This is a genomic window from Porphyrobacter sp. HT-58-2 (genome assembly GCF_002952215.1).
Lineage (GTDB): Bacteria > Pseudomonadota > Alphaproteobacteria > Sphingomonadales > Sphingomonadaceae > Erythrobacter.
Window position 1 is genome coordinate 380,605 of sequence record NZ_CP022600.1, and the last position, 14,455, is coordinate 395,059.

At 60.9% G+C, this 14,455-nt stretch carries 14 protein-coding genes and 1 pseudogene; 7 read left to right on the forward strand and 8 right to left on the reverse strand.

Annotated features, from left to right (window positions below; all coding sequences use genetic code 11):
- Positions 1 to 75: 75 nt before the first annotated feature.
- A complete protein-coding gene (locus CHX26_RS01850; RefSeq protein WP_104943185.1) occupies positions 76 to 792 on the reverse strand; it encodes a glutaredoxin family protein in 717 nt (238 codons plus the stop codon).
- Positions 793 to 901: 109 nt separating this feature from the next.
- Between CHX26_RS01850 and CHX26_RS01855 the strand changes: the two genes are divergently transcribed.
- The gene (locus CHX26_RS01855; RefSeq protein ID WP_104940913.1) at positions 902 to 1,288 is read left to right on the forward strand and encodes a MerR family transcriptional regulator; all 387 of its coding nucleotides are present in this window, start codon (positions 902 to 904) and stop codon (positions 1,286 to 1,288) included.
- A 44-nt stretch (positions 1,289 to 1,332) separates the two neighbouring features.
- Here the strand turns inward: CHX26_RS01855 and CHX26_RS01860 are convergent, their stop codons facing one another.
- Genes CHX26_RS01860 through CHX26_RS01890 form a run of 7 tightly spaced genes read right to left on the reverse strand, consistent with a single transcriptional unit; the run spans position 1,333 to position 6,814 of the window.
- Positions 1,333 to 2,259: a CopD family protein gene (locus tag CHX26_RS01860; protein WP_104940914.1), complete on the reverse strand. Its 927-nt coding sequence runs from the start codon at positions 2,257 to 2,259 to the stop codon at positions 1,333 to 1,335.
- Positions 2,260 to 2,263: 4 nt separating this feature from the next.
- On the reverse strand, positions 2,264 to 2,653 hold the full coding sequence (gene copC, locus CHX26_RS01865) for a copper homeostasis periplasmic binding protein CopC (protein ID WP_104940915.1): 390 nt from the start codon (positions 2,651 to 2,653) through the stop codon (positions 2,264 to 2,266).
- A gap of 22 nt (positions 2,654 to 2,675) precedes the next feature.
- Positions 2,676 to 3,755, reverse strand: a complete 1,080-nt coding sequence (locus tag CHX26_RS01870; RefSeq protein ID WP_172449649.1) for a copper resistance protein B — start codon at positions 3,753 to 3,755, stop codon at positions 2,676 to 2,678.
- Positions 3,752 to 5,494, reverse strand: coding sequence for a copper resistance system multicopper oxidase (locus tag CHX26_RS01875; RefSeq protein WP_104940916.1), 1,743 nt, complete (start codon positions 5,492 to 5,494; stop codon positions 3,752 to 3,754). The genes CHX26_RS01870 and CHX26_RS01875 overlap by 4 nt, the downstream gene beginning before the upstream one ends.
- Before the next feature lie 23 nt (positions 5,495 to 5,517).
- Positions 5,518 to 6,102 carry an RNA polymerase sigma factor gene (locus tag CHX26_RS01880; RefSeq protein WP_146107623.1) on the reverse strand — a complete coding sequence of 195 codons (585 nt, stop codon included), beginning with the start codon at positions 6,100 to 6,102 and terminating at the stop codon, positions 5,518 to 5,520.
- Positions 6,099 to 6,539 (reverse strand): Spy/CpxP family protein refolding chaperone, encoded by a 441-nt coding sequence (locus CHX26_RS01885; RefSeq protein ID WP_104940917.1) that lies wholly within the window; start codon positions 6,537 to 6,539, stop codon positions 6,099 to 6,101. Before CHX26_RS01885 ends, CHX26_RS01880 begins: the two co-directional genes overlap by 4 nt.
- Entirely contained in the window at positions 6,536 to 6,814 is a 279-nt protein-coding gene (locus CHX26_RS01890; protein ID WP_104940918.1) for a hypothetical protein, read from the reverse strand. The genes CHX26_RS01885 and CHX26_RS01890 overlap by 4 nt, the downstream gene beginning before the upstream one ends.
- Positions 6,815 to 7,056: 242 nt before the next feature.
- Here CHX26_RS01890 and CHX26_RS01895 point away from each other — a divergent pair, with 242 nt between their 5' ends.
- From CHX26_RS01895 to CHX26_RS15545, 6 genes and pseudogenes are all read left to right on the forward strand, one after another.
- Positions 7,057 to 7,389, forward strand: a complete 333-nt coding sequence (locus CHX26_RS01895) for a hypothetical protein (RefSeq protein ID WP_104940919.1) — start codon at positions 7,057 to 7,059, stop codon at positions 7,387 to 7,389.
- 33 nt (positions 7,390 to 7,422) lie between these two features.
- Complete coding sequence (locus CHX26_RS15810; protein WP_172449650.1) at positions 7,423 to 7,572, forward strand: hypothetical protein; 150 nt, start codon at positions 7,423 to 7,425, stop codon at positions 7,570 to 7,572.
- 641 nt (positions 7,573 to 8,213) lie between these two features.
- A complete protein-coding gene (locus CHX26_RS01900; protein WP_104940920.1) occupies positions 8,214 to 9,488 on the forward strand; it encodes a TolC family protein in 1,275 nt (424 codons plus the stop codon).
- Between the two features lie 2 nt (positions 9,489 to 9,490).
- The gene (locus CHX26_RS01905; RefSeq protein ID WP_104940921.1) at positions 9,491 to 10,642 is read left to right on the forward strand and encodes an efflux RND transporter periplasmic adaptor subunit; all 1,152 of its coding nucleotides are present in this window, start codon (positions 9,491 to 9,493) and stop codon (positions 10,640 to 10,642) included.
- Positions 10,643 to 10,645: 3 nt separating this feature from the next.
- Positions 10,646 to 13,890, forward strand: a pseudogene (locus CHX26_RS01910) (efflux RND transporter permease subunit).
- Positions 13,887 to 14,384, forward strand: coding sequence for a hypothetical protein (locus CHX26_RS15545; protein ID WP_146107624.1), 498 nt, complete (start codon positions 13,887 to 13,889; stop codon positions 14,382 to 14,384). Before CHX26_RS01910 ends, CHX26_RS15545 begins: the two are co-directional and overlap by 4 nt.
- Positions 14,385 to 14,455 lie beyond the last annotated feature (71 nt).

Sequence of the window (14,455 nt, forward strand, 5' to 3'; positions counted from 1 at the left end):
ACGGCCTATCGGTAACAAGCCGTTGTAAATGAAGCACAAGACATGATTTGGTATTGATATATGTTAAATGATGATCTATCCTACGATTATCTCGCCTGCCATCCAAAGTGCCATTGCGATCATCATCAGGTTCTCAGTCAGTGACACGAAACCAAGCGGTACGTTGCTCGATCCTCCGACGCATGCGCACTTGAGCTCGCGCTGGTCGATGTAGACCGCCTTGAACACAGAAACCGCGCCGATCGTGCCGATGAACAGGGCCACCGGGATCGAGACCCAATGTAGCACACCTGCCACCATCAGGACGCCGGCGAGACCCTCAGCGAAGGGGTAGATGCGCGCATAGGGGACCCAGCGCTGCGCCAGCAGGTCATAATTGAGGAACATGGTCGCAAATTTCTCGACATCTTGCAGCTTGAGCAGCGCCAGCACACACATCGAGAAGGCGATGAACCATTCTGCCACGCTGATGCTGACCGCTTGGCCGTCAGTCGCAATTCCGGTTGCGACTGCCATCAACGCCGTCATCGCGAATAGTGCAACAACCGGGCGATAGGTGGTGGCATTTGGGTCAGCGACTCTGAGGTTGAAAAAGCGGCGGAGGTCATCGTGGCCACCGATCCGCTGCCCATCAATGAAGGTTTGAGGGGTGGTAGCTACATCATGCTTGGCTTTGAAAGCATCGGTCTCTTCCCGCGTTGTCAGGTGATGGTCCTCCACCTGATACCCGCGCGAGGTGAGCAGATGCTTGGCCTTCAGGCCATATGGGCAGGTGTGGCCGGGCATGACCATGCGATAGAGCACTGCGGATTTTGCTGATTGCGGCACTGCGATTTCCTTTGATTCGCTGGCAATGCCGTCGCTATAAGCTCCGTACTATGATACGGAATCAAGCGGATTTATGAAAATCGGCGAATTCGCTCGTGCGGGCGGCGTAAACGTTGAAACGATCCGCTACTACCAGCGGCGTGGGCTCCTGATCGAGCCACCGCGCGGACAAGGGCCGCGGCGTTACGGGATCGATGACCTTGATCGCTTGCGGTCAATTCGCGCGGCGCAGATGGCCGGCTTCACCCTTGATGAGATTTCCACCCTGTTGGATCTCGAAACGTCTGATCGATCGGCAGCCCAGGCGCTCGCCAACAGTCGGATCGCGGCGCTCGATGAAAAAATTGCGACGTTGCAAACCATGCGCGGAGCCTTGGTCCGCCTGGCAGAGGCCTGTGCCGCCGAGGACACCGGGCCATGTCCGATCATCGCCGCCTTCAATCCGACCGCCACGGCCTGAACCGGAGCCAGCTGGCGGACAGTCTTCATTCAAATTCGCGTCCGTCACATCATTGGCGGCGACATCGTTCCGAAGACCGCAACCACTCCAGTCACCAAAAGCCCCAATGCCAGTTCGGCAAGAAGAGTCCGCCGCAAAGCAGCAAGGCGGTGGGCGGGACTGGTGACTGCTTGACCCATCCCTCGTGAAGCATCCCTGCTCACGCGTGCATGATGTGCTCCTAACGCGACCATTGCTGCCACGAGGGTCACTTTGATCGCCAGCAGCACGCCGTACGGTGCGGCAAGGGTCGCCGCAACGTTTGGTAAACCGAAGATCAGGTGAGCGTTGATTGTCCCGGTAACCGCAACAAGCGCAACCAGTGAGATCCCCATCGGTGCAAAAGCGCGCATAGCCTTCAGCACCGCATGCGCCTGTGTTTCGTCAGGATTCTTGTAGCTTCGGAATGTCAGAGCAACGAACCAACCGATGGCTCCAAGCCACAGGCCCGCGCTGACCAGGTGGATGCCGTTATTGAGGCGATGGAATAGCCCCCATTCCCCTTCGGTTGCAGCGGCATGACCACTCCAACCTAGGGTCACAAGTGCGCTACCATAGCAGCCCGCCGCAAAGACCAGCGCTGCCCGTTGGCTTCTGAGCGCAAGAACAGCGGCCAGGCCTGCAACGAGCAGCCCTGTTCGTACAATGAAGGCATACCCCATGTCGGTGCCCGTGATCATGGCTTTGATCATGGGCTGGTCGAGCTGGGCGACCGGCACACCCATCATCGCAGCGATCGACGTCAGCATGAGCGCCGCCGAAACCATCGGCGCAGCAAGTGCCGCCACAACGGCAAAGCTTGGCGCTCGGTCAGCCTTCAGCCAGCCGACGCTTCGCAGGCCAAGCAACCAGAAAGCCGACCACCCGAAAAGGCCCAGCAGCAGCGCATATTGCGCAACCCGCAAGGCTGGTTCGAAGAAACCATCGATCACCGGCTCAGCCGATGGTGAACGTGACGGTGCCCTTCATCCGGTGGCCGTCAGCCCCGGCCGCCTGCCAGCGAACCTCGTAGGTGCCTTTGGGCAGCGGCTTTGCCAAATTGAGCGTCATGGTCTTGTTGCCGTTCGACCATGCGGTCGTGAAGTTGCGGATCGCCATCTCGCCGTGGTTTGCCATGCCCGGCATTGCGGTCATGACGATGCTGGCTGCTGCGGTGGGCGGCAGCAGGGCTTCGCTGAAGGTCAATGAAACGGTGCGCGCGCTCGCGACAGTCGCACCCTCAGCCGGGGTCGACGCGACCACCTTGGTATGGGCCAGCGCGGCAGCGGGCAAAGCGAGCGGGGATGCCGCAATCGCCAAGGCAGCAAAGTATGATGCGATCTTCATGTGAGTTTATCCTTCGTGTTGATCAGAACCAGAAACGGATCCCGGCGATGAAGCTGGTAGCGGAGGGGTCTTCACCACGTGCCCGCGCGAAGTCGGCACTTTGGCCGGTCCGCCAGGACTGCTCGATGCCGATATAGGGCGCAAATTCGCGCCGTATCTCATAGCGCAGCCGCGCGCCGACCTCGATCTGGTCGAGCCCTGCGCCAATGCCGAGCAGGGGAATGTCCTGCGCCGACAGGTTTGCTTCGATGCGCGGTTGAAGGATCAGGCGCTGGGTGATGCGCTGATCGACCTCGGCCTCGATCCGTGCGGTGAGATCGCCGCGGTGCGACAGGAACAGCGCAGCATCGACCTCGAACATGTAGGGTGCCAGGCCTTGCACGCCGATCACGGCATGGGTGGTTGCCGGACCGGCAACATCCTGGCGAATGCCTGCCTGAAAATCCCAGAACGGCTTGAAAGCTTTCGAGAAGAGCGCTTGAACTTCAGCATCGTCAGGCGATGAGCCCCATTCGCCTTCGCCCTCGCTTTTGAACCAGAGTCGTTCGGTCGGGCCGCCGTAGTATCCCTGGATATCCCACAAATACGCGTCCTCGCCGCCGCGCACCTGGGTTTCCAGTCGGTCGCCCTGAAACCAGAACACCGGAAAGTCACCATGCGTCCTGCGCAGGTCGTTGCGCGAGGCTGCCATCGCCTCGGCGCCCCAGATTGCATCGGCGGCGCGCGGCGGTCCAATCCCGGCCTCCGGCGGCGGCGGAGTTTCCATGTCCGGGCCGGGCGAGGCGGTTCGCTCCCCCGTGCCCCCGCCATGGTCCATGGTGCTGTGGTCCATGCCGTCCATCGGCTCGGCCTTATTGTCCGCGGGATCGCCCATATCATGACCTGCGTGCGGATCGGCAGCATCAGCGTCGGCACGTCCGTCCATGTCGTGACTGGCATGCGGGTCGCTTGTCTCAGGGGCGGGTTGATCGCTCATATCATGACCGGCATGTGGATCAGCCTTGACCTCGGAAGGGGCCGGCTCGGGCATATCGTGACCCTGATGCTGCGCCAGCGCCGGTGCGGTGCTCAGCGACAGGACCATGGAAAGGGCGGTTTTCATTGCCCGCTCTCCGGCCCCATGACTGTCACGGTCTGCATCATCCCGCCATGCATGTGATAGAGCAGGTGGCAGTGGAACGCCCAGTCGCCCGGTTCATTGGCGGTGAGATCGAATTGCGCGCTCGCGCCGGGCTGGACGATCACCACGTTTTTGCGGGGCTGATGCGCAGCGTCCTCGCCATTGACGAGTTCGAAGAACATCCCGTGCAGGTGGATGGGGTGCGCCATCATGGTGTTGTTGACGAGCTTCACCCGCACCCGCTCGTTCCAGGCAAAGCGGATCGGAACGTCGCTGACAGCGGAATACATCCGCCCATCGAACGACCACATATAGCGTTCCATATTGCCGGTAAGGTGGAGCTCGAGCAGACGTGACGGCTCCCGCGTGTCGGCATTGGGCTCCAGGGCAGACAGCATCCGGTAATTGAGCACGCGATGTTCGACATCGCGTAAGCCCAGACCGGGATCGCCCATCTTGTCCACCGGAGCCATGGAGACCATGTCGATTCCTGGCCCCACCTTCACGTCGGGCGGCAACAGCAGCGTGTCGCGCATTGTCATGCCGTCCATAGAATGGCTGCCGCCGCCGTGAGAGCCGTGCCCGCCATCACCATGGTTCATCCCCATGTCGCCCATGTTGAGAAGTGGCGGCTTTCGCGGTGGAGGGATAGCTGCGCGCGCGCCGGGACGGCTCGCCAGCGTTGCGAGCGCCATGCCGGAGCGGTCCATGCTTTCGGCGATGATGGTATAGGCCTCGGCGTCGCGCGGGGTGACGATCACATCGTAAATCTCGGCGGTGCCGATCTGGAGCTCGTCAACTTCGACCGGCTTCACGTTCTGTCCGTCCGCCGCGATTACCGTCATGGCAAGGCCGGGGATGCGCAGGTTGAAGAAGCTTTGCGCCGCGCCGTTGATAACGCGAAGCCGCACTCGCTCGCCGGGCTTGAAAAGGTACTCCAACCCTTCCTTCGGCCCGCGTCCATTGGCGAGGTAAGTATATGTGGATCCCGTCACATCGGCGATGTCGGTCGCAGGCATCCGCATCTCGGCCCACATCCGCCGGTCGGCGGCGGTCAGCGGGTAATCGTCCGCCCAGCTGGTCTGCTGGTAGCTGAAATAGCCTTCGCCCTTGCGTAGCCGATCCATGATGAAATGCGGATCGAGCGGGGTGAATTCGCTTAAGAGAAGGATGTAATCGCGATCATACGCGGCAGGCTCGTCGCCCGCCGGGTCGATGATCAGCGGGCCGTAATGCCCCTGCTGTTCCTGAAGCCCCGAATGGCTGTGATACCAGTATGTGCCCGACTGCCGGATCGGGAATTCATAGGTGAAGGTCTGCCCCGGCTTGATACCGGGAAAGCTGATCCCCGGCACACCGTCCATGTGGAACGGCAGGAGCAAGCCGTGCCAGTGGATCGAGGTATCTGTATCGAGCGTGTTCGTGACGTTGAGGCGGACATTCTGCCCCTCGCGCAGGCGGATCATCGGCCCAGGCACCGAGCCGTTGACTGCGATCCCGTGCCCCTTGCGCCCCTGCACAGTACGAGGGCCATGGCCGACGGTAAGATCGATCACCGCGCCAGACACCTCGTCGAAGCCCACACGGATAGGCGCGCCGCCGCGCATGCGGTGGATCGAATGCCCTTGCGCCCATACGGGCATAGCGGCGAAGGCTGAGGCTGTCCCTAGTCCTGCAAGCAGGTGGCGGCGTGAAAGAGTTAGATGCTTCATGCCCACCATTACGCAGGCGTCCTGCCCACCCCTCAGAAATTCTTTCGGCCACCCTCGTTTGCCAGCAGCTCACTGAGCTTGCTACGCGCCCGATATAGCCGCGTTTCGACCGCTTTTTCGCTGATTCCAAGCACCTCGGCTGTCTCCGCCTGACCGAGGCCCTCGACCGTTCGCAGGATCAAGGTTTCGCGCAACCGTGCCGGCAGCCGCACTATTGCTGCATTGACCCGCGCGAGCTCGGTGCGGTCGGCCGCCTGCACGTCCGGCGCGATAGCATCGTCCGGCACGTCATGGGCCGCATCGATCTGAGCTGTGCGCCACAGCATCGTGCGCAGCCGGCGTCTGCGCCCCCAATCGCGGCATTTGTTCAGCGCAATCCGCCTGAGCCAGGTCAGGAGTGGCCGCGAACGGTCAAAGCGGCCCAGTGCGGCAAAGGCGGCAACAAAAGTGTCCTGTGTAAGGTCGAGCGCTTCCTGTGCATCGCCAGTCGAAGCGCGGATGAAACGATAGATCGGCTCACGGTAGCGGGCCAGCAGCTCCCGAAAGGCGTCCTGCCGTCCGGCAAGTGCCAGTGCCACCACTTCGGCATCGCTCTCATCTCCCAGCGAGCCGCTCACTTCGGATCGGGGGCGAGCGCCTTGGTCACTGCCCGATCAAATGCTGCAGCCTGATCAGGCCGCAAAACAGAACGCATTTCGAAGAGGTGTTCGAGCGTTTCCTTCTGCATCTCGCCCATGACGTGGTGCGTGTGATCGACTGCTGCTGTAACTTCGCGGCCGTAGCCGTGCTCGGCCTCCATCGCTTCGGCGAGATGGACATTTGCCACCTTCATTTCGCGTTCGAGAGCCTTGCGGCGAGCTGCAAATCGCTGTTCGATCGCCTCGATCTTCGCCGTCTGCGCGGCATCGAGATCGAGTTTCTCATGCAGGAATGCGTGCAGCTCGGTCTCGCTGCGCCTGTCATCGGCCACAAGCCACTGGCCCAGATAGTTCCCTGCCAGAGCAGCAACGAAGGCGACGACGGCAACCAGCGCCAGCCATGCAGGCCTTTTCACGGGTGGACGTCCAGTAGCGTTGAGGGTGCGAGCGGATTGTCTGCGGCAAAGGGCGCGATGGCTTGTGCTTGCGCAGGCGGTCCGCTCACGAATCCACCGGTGCCGAGACCCAGGAGCAAAGCAAAAGCCCCAGCCAAGGCGGTCGCGCGCCGGCCGAAAGATGCTTCGTGACGCTGCGCCGCAAACCCGGCGATCACAGCCTCATCAATCCGGTCGAGACCCGCCGGTAAGGGAAGGCTGCCGAGTTGTTGCAAGGTTGAATCGATATCGGACACAGGTCATCTCCGCATGGCTTCTGATATATACGCAAGCGACGCCTTCAGCCCTCACCAAAAAATGAGTGCGACTGCCGCGACTGGACTACGGAGCTTTCAAGCGTGAGCGGCGATAAAGGCAGAAGCGCATCGACAATCCATTCGAACGTGAACGGGGCGTCGAGATTCTACCGCCCCGTCATGTGCCTGGACGTTTTGCCAGTAACTATCGCTTGGGATTGCCCGAATACGGAGGTACTCTCATGACGATGCCCGACCGCCTCCTTCGCCTTTTTGCCTTTGCGATGATCGCGCTGCTGCCATTGCAGGCGAGCTATGCTTCGGTGAGTTGTGCTCCCATGGAAATGGAGATGAAGACGTCCCCGGCACCCAGCGACTGTGACGACTGCCGCAAAGACGTCGCGGACTCATGCCGCTCGTTTTGCGGAACGCTGTGCCAATCGCCTGTGGACGCCCGCTTGCTGAATTTCGGCACGCCGGGCCTGTCGGCCAACCTGCATTTCCCGTTCTTCTCGCATATCCTCGTCTTGGGATTAGGCGGTCCCGAACCGCCCCCACCGCGATTGGGTGATTGATCACGACGTTCAATCATCCAAAGGAGATAACAAATGAAAAAGTACCTTATTATCGCAGTCGGTCTGCTTGGTTTCAGTTCAGCGGCATATGCGGCCGAGCCGGAACAAGTGGCCAATCTCGCCATGGCTTGCTGCGATCTCGTGCTCGCATGCTGCGAGGAAGCAAAAGACTGCTGCCCGTAACGGCTAGCAGGCAGTAAACGGAGGGTGTCCGGTCAACAGACCGGGCACCCTTTCTTTTTGCATTAGATTCAACCCGTGCGCGGATCCTCCAAAACGTCCGGCAGTCACCGCGATCGAGAAAAAGTTGAAGTCGGGGCGCTTGGAAGCAGCTCTTGGAAATTGGCGAAACAGAAACGGTTTCTGTAGACTCGGCCAAACGTTGGCGCATGCAGGGTTATTCCGCATGACACCCGATCTTAGGCCTGCTAAACTGCGGCGTGCTGTTCCTTTCGCGCCTTGTCATGACACTGGTATTGTCAGCGCTCGTTACGGGCGTCACCCTCGAAGCCGGGGAACTGCCGGATGCGCGGGGGCTAGAGTGCGCCGCTGAATTTCATGACGAAAAGAGCAGCGGGAACGAGCAGGGCACGGCTGACAAGGCCCTCCCTCATCACCACGGCATCTGCCATTGTCCGGCGATCCAGGCTCCAGCTGATATCGGCGTTGCGCCCCGATTTGGCTCGCTTTCAGTGCCGCTGTTCGCGCGCTCCACGCCTCCGCTTGATTCTAGCGCGCCCGAACCGGGCCTGAGGCCACCAAACGCCTGACACATGACACTGGCCGGAGTTTCCGGCCGAGGTTATCTGTCAGGAGAATTCCAAATGAAGATCGTGCGAGCAGCCCTTCTGGCTGCTGCGACCTGTGCATCTGTGGTGCAGGCGCAACCGCAGGGGGATACGCAAAATATCCCCGCTGCCAAGGTATTTACTCTCGAGGAAGCTGTCGCGGCTGCCGGCGGCGCAGCACCCGCTTCCGAGGCTGCAGTAGCTGCAGTTGAGGCAGCTGAAGCAGGCCAAAGGTTGGCAGGCTTGCGCCCCAACCCTGTCGTACAAGTACAGGTAGAAAACATCGCTGGTTCCGGGCCTTACCGCGGCTTGAGAAGCGCTGAAACCACCATAGGCCCCGCTATTCCCATAGAACTCGGCGGTAAGCGAAGCGCCCGAGTTGCCGTGGCACGGGCGCAGCTGACCCGCGCGGAGATCCAGCAGGCGATCACTGCCGCCGATGTCAGGTTGCAGGTTACTCAACTTTTTATCGAGGCGGTAGCGGCCGAACGGCGTCTTGCCACCGCGAGAGACCAGGCCCGGATTGCCAACGATGCACTGCGCGCGGCAAGCATAAGGGTGCAGGCGGGACGAGCCTCGCCTCTTGAACGACAACGTGCAGATGTTGTAGTCACCTACGCGGAAGCTAATGTTGAACGGCAAGCTCGTCTGGCTGAAGCGGCCCGGATCAATCTGGTGCGCCGGATCGGGCAGCCTATCAGTGGCATACTTGATGAATCGGTGCTCGACATCCTCCCAGGCACAAATGTGTATGGACCGGCTGTGCCGGTGGACTCATCCGGCACCCTTGCCCTCGCAGCAGCAAACGCCGATTTCACGATAGCCGAAGCCGGCGTGCGGCTTGCACGCGCAAACCGGGTCCCTGACCTCAACGTCGGCCCCGCTATCCGCCGACTTGAGGCGACCAACGATCTGGCTGCGGTATTCACTGTCACCATCCCGATACCGGTTTTCAACAACGGGCGCGCGGCAATCGCTCAGGCGACCGCGCAGCAAACCCAAGCTGATGCTCTGCGCCGCTTGACGGCCCTGGATATCGAGCAAGCGATCACTGATGCGCAGGCCGAGGCGGCCAATGCAGCCACCACGGCGCGCGCCGCGGCGGGTCCGGCGTTGGCCAGCGCGCAGGAAGCCGCGCGCATCGCACGCATCGGTTACCGCGAAGGCAAGTTTGGACAGCTCGAATTGCTCGACGCCGAACGCACCCTTGCAGAGACGCGGGTCGCAGCGATCGATGCACTTGCCGCCTATCAGAATGCCCGAGCGCAATTGGAGCGATTGACCGCCCGTGCGCCCAATGCGGAGTACTAATCATGAAGAAGCATTATCTTGTTGGAGCGACGATCAGTGCGCTCCTTTTGGCAAGCTGTGGGGGCGCTGATCCATCCAAGGAGCAGACTGCTTCCGGTTCTGCAGACGCGAGCGCTGAAGCCGGCCATGCGAATGAAGGGCAAGTGACCCTCACGGCCGAGCAGATTGCTGCAGCGGGTGTCGAGGTGGGTCGTCCTGTCGTTGGCGGCGCCGGCACGATCGAACTACCGGCTATCATTGAAGGTGATCCGCAAAACACCCAGGTGGTTTCCGCGGCCATCGGCGGGCGTGTAGTGGCGCTTACACGCAATCTCGGTGAGACGGTCGGGCGCGGTCAGACAATCGCCGTAATCGAAAGCCGCGACGTCGCCCAGATGAAGGGCGAGGTCGAAGCCGCTCGGGCGCGCCTTGCTCTGGCCAATTCAAACCTTGCGCGAGAGCAACGGCTGTTTGACGAAAAGGTCTCGCCCGAACAGGATCTCATCACCGCTCGAACGGTTGCAACGGAAGCACGCATCGCGCTGACGCAGGCACAAAGCATGGTCTCGGCTGCGGGTGTCGGCGGCGCCGGCCTGAACCGGCTCGGCATCACAGCTCCGATTTCAGGCCAGATCATCGGCCGTCCGGTCACGCTGGGGCAAACGGTTGCGGCCGACGCCGAGCTCTATCGTATCGCCAATCTGGGTCAGGTGTCGATCGCGCTGAACCTCAAGCCTGAGGATGCCGGGCGGGTTCGGCCTGGCAATCTGGTGACTGTGAGGGCGGCGGGGCGCGAAGCGAGCGCCCGCATCACATTCGTCTCGCCAGCTCTCGACCCCCAGACGCGCCTCGTCCCTTCGATTGCCACGCTCAACAATGGCGGCGGACAATGGCGGGTTGGCGAGCCGGTCATGGTCGCCATAGAGCTCACGGGCAGCGGCGGTAGCGGCGCTATCCGCGTGCCATCAACAGCGGTCCAAAGCCTCGAGGGGAAATCGGTCGTTTTCGTCCGCACCCCCACCGGCTTCAAGGCAGTCCCGGTTCAGCTCGGAGACGCATCGGGCGATACCGTGATCGTCAAGTCGGGGCTGAAAGGCAACGAACAGATCGCCACCACCGGAAGTTTCACGCTCAAAGCCGAAATCGGCAAGGGCGAAGCCAGTCATGAGGATTGAGCCATGATCGCCCGCATTGTTACATGGGCGGTCGAGAAGCGCTGGCTCGTCCTGCTTCTCACCGTCATTGCCGCCGGCATTGGCGCATATTCACTCTACCGGCTGCCGATCGACGCCGTGCCGGATATCACCAACAACCAGGTGCAGATCAACGTCCGAGCGCCCGCGCTGTCACCCGAACTGGTCGAGAAGCAGGTCTCTTTCCCGATCGAAACGGCGCTCGCCGGGACCCCGGGTCTTGAATACACAAGATCCCTGAGCCGCAATGGCTTTGCCCAGATCACGGCCGTATTTTCCGACTCCACGGACATCTACTTCGCACGCCAGCAGGTGGGTGAGCGGTTGCAGGGGGTGCAGGAAAACCTCCCCGATGGTGTAAACCCCGAAATGGGCCCGATCGCGACCGGCTTGGGCGAAGTGTACATGTACACGGTCCGGCTAGACCACCGCGATGACGACAAGCACAAGCCGGGCGAACCGGGCCAGCAGCCGGACGGTAGCTATATCACGCCCGAGGGTGAGCGGCTGACGACCGAAGTCGACAAGGCGACCTATTTGCGAACGGCACAGGACTGGATTGTCACCCCTCTGCTCAAGGGCACCCCAGGCCTTGCCGGCGTCGATTCGATCGGCGGCTATGCCAAGCAGTTTCTTGTAGTGCCCGATGTGCAGAAGCTGGCCTCGCTTGGCATATCCCTGACCGAACTTGGCAATGCATTGGAGCAGAACAACACCAGCGTGGGCGGCGGCTTTGTAAACCGCAACGGCGAAGGTCTGGCGGTGCGTTCCGACGCACTGATCCGCAATGCCGCTGAATTGGGAAGAACTGTTATCGCGACACGCAATGGCGTGCCGATCACGGTCGAGCAGGTGGCCACCGTCAAGACGGGTCAGGCTATTCGCATGGGCTCGGCGTCGGAGAACGGAACCGAAGTTGTCGTCGGCACCGCGATCATGCGGATCGGAGAAAACAGCCGCATTGTGTCGACAGCGGTCGCCGAGAAACTCAAGACAATCAACGCATCCCTGCCCCGGATGTGGTGATCCAACCCGTCCTGAACCGCACGGAACTTGTCAATTCAACTATCTCAACGGTTGCCAAGAACCTGTCTGAGGGCGCCTTGCTGGTCATCGTCGTGCTCTTCATTTTGCTCGGCAATTTCCGGGCAGCGCTGATCGCTGCCTTGGTGATTCCGATCACGATGATGCTGACTGGTTTCGGGATGCTGCGTGTCGGCGTGTCCGCCAACCTGATGAGTCTCGGCGCACTCGATTTCGGCCTGATCGTTGATGGCGCCGTTATCATCGTCGAGAATGCCTTGAGGCGACTTGCCGAGCAGCAGCACCACGAGGGACGACTCCTCAGCGTCAAGGAACGACTGGCTACCGTCGCCTCTGCCGCCCGCGAGATGATCAGGCCATCTGTGTACGGGCAGGCCATCATTATCCTCGTTTACGTCCCCTTGCTGACCCTGACAGGCGTCGAGGGCAAGACCTTCGTGCCTATGGCGCTGACCGTCATCATTGCCCTCGCATTCGCGTTTGTTCTCTCGCTCACATTCGTTCCGGCGATGATCGCAATCTGGCTGTCCAAAAAGGTGGAGGAGAAGGATGGCCGCATCATCACATGGCTCAAGAAGCGTTATGAGCCTGGCCTTGAGCGGTCGATGAAGCGCCCGACGGTAACGATCGGAGCCGGTGTTGCCAGCCTTGTGGTGGCGGCACTGGCGTTCACCACCCTCGGCTCGGTGTTCCTGCCGCAGCTCGATGAGGGCGATCTGCTGATCCAGTCGCTGCGCATCCCGGCAACGTCGGTCCAGCAGAGTCAGGCAATGCAGGTGCCGATCGAGCGAATGATGTCGAAGCAACCCGAGGTCGCATTCGTCTATTCCAAAACCGGCACGGCAGAACTTGCTTCGGATCCGATGCCACCGAACGCGACCGACATGTTCGTGATCCTGAAACCGCGTGAGGAATGGCCCAACCCTGAGCTTCCCAAGGAAGAGCTTGTAAGCCGGCTCGAGAGCAATCTTTCGAAAATCCCGGGCAATGCCTACGAGATTACCCAACCCATCCAGATGCGATTCAATGAATTAATCGCCGGCGTTCGCGGTGACATAGCAGTCAAGGTCTTCGGCGACGACTTCAACCAGATGAATCGGACGGCCGAGGAGATTGCCGCCGTGCTGCGCCGAACCGAGGGCGCAGCTGATGTGAAGGTAGAGCAGACAACCGGTCTTCCCATGCTCGACATTCGCGTCAACCGCGACGCAATGGCGCGGCTTGGGGTCACGTCTCAAGACGTTCAGGATACGGTGACAGCCACGCTCGGTGGCCGGGTGTCCGGGCAGATCTTCGAAGGCGATCGCCGGTTTCCGGTGGTGCTCCGTCTCGCGGAGGCCCAACGCTCGGATATCAGCGTGCTGGAGCAGGTTCCTGTACCTGTCGCGGGTGGCGGTAGTGTGCCGCTTTCCAGTGTTGCCGACATCCAGGTGGTCGACGGACCCAATCAAATCAGCCGCGAGAATGGCAAGCGGCGTGTGGTGGTCCAGGCCAATGTCCGCGGCAGGGACGTAGGATCGGTTGTTGCCGATGCCCAGGAGGTCATCGCGAAGGAGATTCGCTTGCCAGCTGGTGTCTATCTGGAATGGGGAGGTCAATTTGAAAACCTCCAGTCAGCAAGCGAGAGACTGAAGCTTGTCATCCCGGCCTGCTTCATTCTGATCCTGGTGCTGCTTTACGGCGCATTGGGTTCGGCCAGAGATGCGGCGATCGTGTTCACCGGCGTGCCCTTTGCGCTGGTTGGCGGTGTCTTGCTGTTGTTCGCACGCGGAATGGACTTCTCCATTTCCGCCGCCGTTGGCTTCATCGCGTTGTCAGGCATCGCTGTTCTCAATGGCTTGGTCATGGTCAGTTCGATCCAGGATCTGATCCGCTCTGGGATGTCCCGGGAGGAGGCGGCCTATGTGGGAGCCATGCAGCGCCTGCGACCAGTCGTGATGACAGCCCTTGTTGCGAGCCTGGGGTTCGTTCCGATGGCGCTGGGCGCCGGCGCCGGTGCTGAGGTCCAGAAGCCCCTGGCAACGGTGGTAATCGGTGGCTTGATCTCGGCCACCCTGCTGACGCTGTTTGTCTTGCCGACGCTTTATGCCCGGTTCGGCCAGAAGACCATCAGACAGCCCGAACACTACAATGAGGCGTTCGAAGGCGCCGACCATGGTCAAACCATCGTGGAGACGTCGTCATGAAAAATCCAGCGGGGCGGTCGGTGATCGCCCCGCTTAACCTTGTCGCAACTGCACTGGAGGCCCGATTGTCAGTTTTGGCACGGAAGCCCTTCAGCACTTCAGATACCCAGAGCCAGCCCATGCGGAAACTCACGCCTTTGATTTTTATTGTTGCCGTAGCGGCGGGCTTTTCAGCGTGCTCGGGGGATCCGGAACAAATGCCGACGACGGAGCGAGATATCCACGCGTCGCAGATCCAGGACGGGTCCGCCCAATCGGGTCGACACCCATACCAATGTACTGATGGGCAAAGCCGGTTTGTGGACTTCAAGAACGAAGGTCTCACCATGGAAGTCCGCAAATCTTACGAAGGCGAGCCGCTTGTCCTGAATGCGCCTGCGCAGGGCTTTCAGTACCGCAGCGCTAACCTCAGTGCACATTTTCGGAACACCAATCTGGTCCTCGTCACTAGTGAAGGGGCAAAGGTTGTTTGCGAGCGAGGACGAAAAAGATGAGATTCTTGTCGATCATGAAGCAAGGTGAGCTTGGTGCACTCAAGCACCGCCGGGATCGGCTGCTGCCCCAA

Excerpts from the sequence above, each read along its gene's own strand:
- CHX26_RS01875 (WP_104940916.1), bottom strand. The coding sequence starts at position 5,494 with ATGGTGGGCATGAAGCATCTAACTCTTTCACGCCGCCACCTGCTTGCA.
- CHX26_RS01850 (WP_104943185.1), bottom strand. The coding sequence starts at position 792 with ATGGTCATGCCCGGCCACACCTGCCCATATGGCCTGAAGGCCAAGCAT.
- CHX26_RS15545 (WP_146107624.1), top strand. The coding sequence starts at position 13,887 with ATGAAAAATCCAGCGGGGCGGTCGGTGATCGCCCCGCTTAACCTTGTC.
- CHX26_RS01870 (WP_172449649.1), bottom strand. The coding sequence starts at position 3,755 with ATGAAAACCGCCCTTTCCATGGTCCTGTCGCTGAGCACCGCACCGGCG.
- CHX26_RS01895 (WP_104940919.1), top strand. The coding sequence starts at position 7,057 with ATGACGATGCCCGACCGCCTCCTTCGCCTTTTTGCCTTTGCGATGATC.
- copC (WP_104940915.1), bottom strand. The coding sequence starts at position 2,653 with ATGAAGATCGCATCATACTTTGCTGCCTTGGCGATTGCGGCATCCCCG.
- CHX26_RS01855 (WP_104940913.1), top strand. The coding sequence starts at position 902 with ATGAAAATCGGCGAATTCGCTCGTGCGGGCGGCGTAAACGTTGAAACG.
- CHX26_RS01900 (WP_104940920.1), top strand. The coding sequence starts at position 8,214 with ATGAAGATCGTGCGAGCAGCCCTTCTGGCTGCTGCGACCTGTGCATCT.
- CHX26_RS15810 (WP_172449650.1), top strand. The coding sequence starts at position 7,423 with ATGAAAAAGTACCTTATTATCGCAGTCGGTCTGCTTGGTTTCAGTTCA.
- CHX26_RS01905 (WP_104940921.1), top strand. The coding sequence starts at position 9,491 with ATGAAGAAGCATTATCTTGTTGGAGCGACGATCAGTGCGCTCCTTTTG.